Origin of the sequence: Methanoculleus sp. DTU007, assembly GCF_001512385.1 — an archaeon.
In the GTDB taxonomy this organism is placed as follows: Archaea; Halobacteriota; Methanomicrobia; order Methanomicrobiales; family Methanoculleaceae; genus Methanoculleus; species Methanoculleus thermophilus.
In genome coordinates this window covers 415-5,566 of sequence record NZ_LFRO01000030.1, presented here as the reverse complement: position 1 = coordinate 5,566, position 5,152 = coordinate 415, and the positions used below count along the sequence as shown (strand labels likewise).

The 5,152-nt window shown below is 56.6% G+C and carries 6 protein-coding genes; all 6 read left to right on the top strand.

What is annotated here, in order from left to right; all coding sequences use genetic code 11:
• Positions 1-1,137, top strand: a 1,137-nt coding sequence (locus ACI94_RS02925) for a formylmethanofuran dehydrogenase subunit A (RefSeq protein ID WP_286681076.1), incomplete at its 5' end; no start/stop codon positions are given.
• Positions 1,138-1,146: 9 nt separating this feature from the next.
• Complete coding sequence (locus tag ACI94_RS02920) at positions 1,147-1,953, top strand: formylmethanofuran dehydrogenase subunit C (RefSeq protein WP_066957217.1); 807 nt, start codon at positions 1,147-1,149, stop codon at positions 1,951-1,953.
• A gap of 358 nt (positions 1,954-2,311) precedes the next feature.
• Positions 2,312-3,616 carry a coenzyme-B sulfoethylthiotransferase subunit beta gene (mcrB, locus tag ACI94_RS02915; RefSeq protein WP_066957219.1) on the top strand — a complete coding sequence of 435 codons (1,305 nt, stop codon included), beginning with the start codon at positions 2,312-2,314 and terminating at the stop codon, positions 3,614-3,616.
• Between the two features lie 17 nt (positions 3,617-3,633).
• Entirely contained in the window at positions 3,634-4,110 is a 477-nt protein-coding gene (gene mcrD / locus ACI94_RS02910) for a methyl-coenzyme M reductase operon protein D (RefSeq protein ID WP_066957221.1), read from the top strand.
• Between the two features lies 1 nt (position 4,111).
• Positions 4,112-4,735: a methyl-coenzyme M reductase I operon protein C gene (gene mcrC / locus ACI94_RS02905; RefSeq protein WP_066957223.1), complete on the top strand. Its 624-nt coding sequence runs from the start codon at positions 4,112-4,114 to the stop codon at positions 4,733-4,735.
• Positions 4,736-4,748: 13 nt separating this feature from the next.
• Positions 4,749-5,152: coenzyme-B sulfoethylthiotransferase subunit gamma (mcrG, locus tag ACI94_RS02900; RefSeq protein WP_286681075.1), on the top strand; the 404-nt coding region annotated here is incomplete at its 3' end.

Genomic DNA, 5,152 nt, shown 5'->3' with positions numbered 1-5,152 from the left:
TGGGCCTGGGGTCTGAACTGTGAGAACATTCACGACCCGGTTCCCTACTTCGACATCACGCCGGCCCAGATCGTGAAGGGACTCATCGAGGCAAACGAGTACCTCGGTCTCCCGCACTCGATGCACATTCACGCAAACAATCTCGGGAACCCCGGCAACTACACGACGACGCTCGACACGTTCAAGCTCTCGGAGGGTATCAAGCCGAAGAGCAAGTTCGGCCGCGACCAGGTGATGCACCACACCCACGTCCAGTTCCACTCTTACGGAGGCGACTCCTGGGCGAACGTGGAGTCGAAGGCGAAGGAGATCATGGACTACGTGAACTCTCATGACAACATCACCATCGATCTGGGTCAGGTGACGCTCGATGAGACCACGACCATGACCGCCGACGGGCCGTTCGAGCACCACCTCACTGAATTGAACCACTTAAAGTGGGCGAACGCCGATGTCGAGCTCGAGACCGGGTCCGGCGTCGTGCCCTACGTCTACAGCCCGGACATCAAGGTCTGCGCCATCCAGTGGTGTATCGGTCTTGAACTCGCGCTGCTCGCAAAGGATCCCATGCGGGTCTTCATGACCACCGACCACCCGAACGCCGGGCCGTTCATCCGCTACCCGAGGATCATGAAGTGGCTCATGAGCGAGGAGTCGAGGAAGCAGCAGTTCGACGCCTTCAAGTACAAGGACAAGGTCATCGATGCGACCAACCTTGCCGGCATCGACCGCGAACTCGACCTCTACGAGATCGCGCAGATGACCCGTGCAGGACCGGCAAAGGCGCTCGGTCTCGCACACATGTACGGCGGACTTGCGCCAGGCCTCGAAGGAGATGTCGCAGTCTTCGACTTCAACCCGAACGAGCCCTACGCGCCCGACGATATCGAGAAGGCGTTCTCGAACGCAGAGCACCTCTTCAAGTCCGGTGTCCAGATTATCAACAACCACGAGATCGTCTCGAACGGCAATAAGCGGACGCTCTGGGTGAATACCAAGGTCAACGAGAACCCGCAGGTGATGCGTGACGTCAAGGAGAAGTTCCTCCGCTACTACACCGTCACGTTAAACAACTACGAGGTCAGCGGACACTATCTCCCGAACCCGTACGTGATTGAGGTTGATGCTACACAGTGAGGTGCAAGGATGGAGACTGTTACACTCACCATAAAGAACCAGCCCGAACTGTACCTCGAAGCCGAGACCATCTCCCCTGACGCGCTTGCCGGGAAAAAGGTAGAGGAGATCCTCGGTCTCCCGGTCTATGTAGGCCGCGAGCAGCACCGGCTCGGGGACTACTTTGATGTATCCGGCAAACCCGGAGCAACACCTGCTGAGACAAAGATCGTCCTCAACGGTGATCTCTCCCGGGTCAAGTACATCGGCACAAAGATGACCGACGGCGAAATTGTCGTCAACGGCGATGCCGACATGTATGTCGGCGCCTGGATGCAGGGCGGCAAGATCACAGTAAACGGGAACGTCAATGCCTTTGCCGGAACCGGCATGAAGGGCGGAGAGCTCATCATCAAAGGCAACGCCGGAAACTACCTCGGCGCCGCCTACCGTGGAGACTGGCGTGGCATGCAGGGTGGTAAGATCACCGTCACAGGTAACGCCGGAAGCGATGTCGGCACCTTCATGAACGGCGGTGAGATTGTCATCGGTGGAGACGTCGATGTCCATGTTGGCACCCACGCCGAAGGCGGGAAGATCGTTATCAAGGGCAACGCGAAGAGCCGCCTTGGCGGCCAGATGGTAGAAGGCGAGATTTACGTCTTTGGCAAGATCGATGTCATGCTGCCCGGGTTCGTATACCGCGAAGATGTCGATATCGAGGTGGACGGCGTCAAAGGGCGGTTCGCTCTCTACGAGGGGGACATCGGAGAGCGCCACCGAAAGAGAAAAGGCCAGACGATCTATGGTAAGTTATACCAGCGGATCGAAGCCTGAACATCTTTTTTTTGTTACATATTGGAATGTGCCAGCTGCCGGAGAAATAATATAACCGGCAGATAAAGTGTAGCATAAAGTAACACATTTTAAGTATATCATCCATCTTCAGGAAGGTACAATACAACTTGTTATTTCTCTGCGATCTTCCGAATAATGCCAAATAATTAATATTGCACTTTATGTATATATCAGAACATAGACATAAATAGCAATGCTTATATCATCGGAGAGGATTACTATATCTTTGTCCCACGAGGACGTGCAGTAGTCACCAGCAGACACAGGCAGCGATACTTTTAGCGTTCATTTCACAGTTCTGGATTGTATGCATTTAAGAGGGTAATGGAGGAAGATTATGGCAAAATACAAAGAGACTATTGACCTGTACGATGATGCAGGCAAGCTGTTGAAGAGTGGCGTGCCGCTTGAAAAGATCAGCCCGGTTAGCAACCCGGCGATCAGAAAGATCATCGACCTCACCAAGAGGACGGTTGCGGTCAACCTCGGTGGCATTCAAGAGGGCCTGAAGTCCGGAAAAGTAGCAAAGGGTTACGTTCTCGGCCGTGAGATGAACCTTGATATCGTCGGCAACAAGGACGCAATCATCGGAAAGATCAAGGAGATGGTCCAGGTCGAGGATGGTGACGACACCAACATTCGCGAGTTCAGCGGTGGCAAGCTCATCCTCGTCGAGGTTCCCAGCGCACGCCTGCAGGCTGCATCCACCTACGATGCCGCGATCACGGCAGTCGCAGCCGCGACCACGTTCTCGATCGTCGAGCAGTTCGATATTGGAGCGTTCGACGCACCGATGGTCAAGACGGCAGTCTGGGGCTCGTACCCGCACACGATGGACCTCACTGGTGCCAACGTTACGTCCATTCTGTCGATCCCCCAGAACAACGAAGGTCTCGGCTACGCGCTCCGGAACATCCCGGTCAACCACATCGTCATGATGACCGGCAGGAACGCAATGCAGGGTGCCGCACTCTCGTCCACCTTCGAACAGGCAGGAATGTTTGAGATGGGTAACGCCATCGGACCGTTCGAGCGTGCCCAGCTGCTCGCCTACGCCTACCAGGGCCTGAACGCAAACAACCTGGTCTATGACCTCGTCAAGGCCAACGGTGCGACTGGAACCATCGGTACGGTCGTCCAGAGCCTGGTCGAGCGGGCCATCGAGGACAAGGTCATCACTCCGGGCAAGAAGGGCGGATACTTCCAGTTCTACGACACGAAGGACCCGATGCTCTGGAACGCCTACGCTGCTGCGGGAACTATGGCGGCCACCATGGTCAACTGTGGTGCCGGACGGTTCGCCCAGGCAGTCTCTTCGACGCTCCTGTACTTCAACGACCTGCTTGAGCACGAGACCGGTCTCCCCGGCTGTGACTATGGCCGTGTGATGGGTACCGCCGTCGGATTCTCGTTCTTCAGCCACTCGATCTACGGTGGTGGCGGCCCCGGTATCTTCAACGGTAACCACGTCGTGACCAGGCACGCAGCCGGTGTGGCCATCCCATGTGTGGTCGCCGCGGCAGCGCTCGACGCTGGAACCCAGATGTTCTCGCCGGAGAGCACCTCGAAGATCTATGCCGACACCTACGGCAAGGTCGACGTCTTCAACAAACCGCTCCAGCAGATTGCACAGGGTGTGTAAATAACACAAGGATACTGATGACCGAAGCCATATACCCTCAGGTTCGAATCGTATCTGCGCGATTCCTCAGACCCGATACGGTGGAACACCTCCTGAACAGACTGATTCAGGTCGGCGGGATTCGCCGGATGTCCATTAACGGACCAAGCATTCCGGCCACCATTCCTTATGGTCCGGCACGGGGAAAACCCAACCCCCATCCGGACCGTAAGGTCATCCGTGTCGGAGACCAGGATGTCCAGCTCCGGGTTCAGGTTGGAACAATCATCCTGGAACTCGAGGACGAGTCGTACATTCCGGCAATCGGGGAGGCTGTCGATGAAGTCTTCGCCGATAAGGACTTCTCCTGTACCGTCCAGCAGGGACGGTTCATGAAGTCTCAGCCGACGGTGTCCGACTACGCGAAGTACGGACCTGACGCCGACAGAGAGATACTCGGGCTTGTCGATCCGAGAAGGAAAGACGGTCCAATAATAATTCAGGGAAACAAGTGACATGCCTATCGGAAGAGTTACACAGGTTGTTGATTGCCGCGAGAGCATGGGGATGGGGAAAGGAGGCGGTCTTGCCCAGCGTGGGACCATCTCTGAGGCCAAGTCCCCGGATGTGATCGTGATTGGAATGTCCCCCGGCCGCAGACACGTTACAAAACCGGTCTGCGATATCACCTCCGGCCTTCGGAGGGAGGGGGCGGAGTTCTCCGTGACGACGCTTGTTCTGAACGCAGGCAGCGGAGTCCCGGCGGATTCCCCGGTCGCAGGTCACGTTCTCGGAGCCTATTTCGGGTTGACGGAGAAGGAGATAGCCCAGATCGAGCAGCACAAGGTCGCTATCCTTCACCATGGGAACGTCCGCTCCCATGTAGTGCATAAGGTCCGGTTTATCCTTGAGCACGCGAACATCAAGGCAATCGTCGTCTCCCAGGTCCCGATCGACTTCGAGGATCTCGCAAAAGAGGGGATCAAGACAGCGGTGGTTATGCCGCCGCCAAACCAGGTCAGAACAAAAGGCATAGTGGTGGATATCGTCAGCGGCGTGACACGGGGTCAGACACCTGGTAGGGAAAAATTGGCAGAGGTCGTTCGTGCCGTTATGAAAGTGCTAAAAAGCCCAACATGAGGTGAATGTAAACATGGCATACAAGCCCCAATATGGACCGGGAACATCCATCGTCGCCGAGAACCGGCGCAAGCAGATGGACCCCAACCACAAGCTTGAAAAGATGCGTGATGTGACCGATGAGGACATCGTGCTGATCCTCGGCCACCGCGCCCCCGGATCGGCGTACCCGAGCGCCCACCCGCCGCTCGCCGAGCAGCAGGAGCCCGACTGTCCCATCAGAAAGATTGTAACCCCGACTGACGGTGCGAAGGCAGGCGACCGGATTCGCTACATCCAGTTCGCGGACTCGATGTTCTTTGCTCCCTCGCAGCCGTACCAGCGGACCTACACTGAGTGTTACCGCTTCCGCGGCATCGACCCCGGTACGCTCTCCGGCCGTCAGATCGTCGAGTGCCGTGAGCGTGACCTCGAGAA